Annotated in this window: 1 protein-coding gene; it reads right to left on the reverse strand. The window is 65.9% G+C overall.

Annotation, left to right across the window (positions count from 1 at the left end):
* Window positions 1-1,383 (reverse strand): UPF0182 family protein (locus tag ACFV9O_RS40445; protein ID WP_385428099.1); only part of this gene is annotated, 1,383 nt, incomplete at both ends.

Raw genomic sequence — 1,383 nt, forward strand, 5'->3', positions numbered from 1 at the left:
GACCAGGACCTTGCGGAGCAGCGGGTACTTGAGGCCGCCGCCTCGGACGTAGACCGGCTCGACGTAGAGCAGACCGCCGTCGAGGGGCACCGTCAGCAGGTTTCCGTACTCGACCTCGGAGTCGCCGCCGCGCAGCAGGCGGATGGACTCGGCGATGTCCTGTTCGGAGTTGAACTGGCTCTGCACCTGCTTGGGGCCGCTGACCGTGGTGCTGGCCGGGAGTTTCAGGACTCTGATCTTCCCGTAGTCGTCCGCGTCCGCCTCCGCGTTGACCGCCATGAAGGCGCTCAGGTTGTCGCGGTTGTTGGGCGTGAACGTCGTGGTCAGCGAGAACGCCTGCTGCTCCTGGTCCGGCATCCGCATGCTGAGGTAGTAGGCGGGGACCGATTCGCCCGACTTGTTGGTCGGGTCGTCCGGAACCTGCCAGACCTGGCTGCCGGAGAGGAAGGTGTTGGCGTTGTCCACGTGGTAGCGGGTGAGCAGCTCACGCTGGACCTTGAAGAGGTCCTGCGGGTACCGCAGGTGGTCCATCAGCTCCTCGGAGATGTCGCTCCGCGGCTCGACCGTGCCGGGGAAGGACTTCATCCAGGTCTTGAGGACCGGGTCCTTGGTGTCCCACTCGTAGAGCTTCACCGTGCCGTCGTAGGCGTCGACGGTGGCCTTGACGGAGTTGCGGATGTAGTTGACCTGGTTCTCCTGGGCCACCACCGCCCGCTGCTGGTTCTCCGCGGTCAGCGAGTCCGCCGTGGTGTCGCCGAGGGTGGTGCGCGAGGAGTACGGGTAGCCGTTGCTCGTCGTGTACGCGTCGACGATCCACTGGATCTTGCCGTCGACCACGGCCGGGTAGGCGTCGCCGTCGATGGTCAGCCAGGGGGCGACCGCCTCGACTCGGTCCTTCGGGGTGCGGTTGTACAGGACCTGCGAGCCCTCACCGATCGCTCCCGAGTAGAGGATCTGCGGCTCGCCGAAGGCGACGGCGTAGGCGGCGCGGTTCACCGGGTTGGAGAGGTCGACCCCGCCCTTGCCGGAGAAGCTCGTCGTCTTCTCACCGTCGTCGTCGGAGTAGTCGATCTCCTTCTGGGGACCGCCGACGATCGAGTACTGCTCGGTGCGCTCGCCGTAGTAGATCCGCTGCTCGTACTTGTTCTTCACCAGGTCGCCCTTGGAGGGCAGGTCCGATTCGGTGAAGACCGGGCGGCCCTCGCCGTCGGCCGTGGTGCCCTCGGCGGCGACCACACCGAACCCGTGGGTGTAGCGGAAGTGGTCGTTGATCCAGTTGTTCTTCGGGATGCCGTTGAGATTCAGCTCCCGCAGGCCGATGACGGTGTCCTTGGTGTTGCCGTCGGCGTCCTTGTAGCGGTCCACGTCCAGGTTCTGCGGGAA

Source organism: Streptomyces sp. NPDC059909, from assembly GCF_042730885.1.
GTDB lineage: Bacteria > Actinomycetota > Actinomycetes > Streptomycetales > Streptomycetaceae > Streptomyces.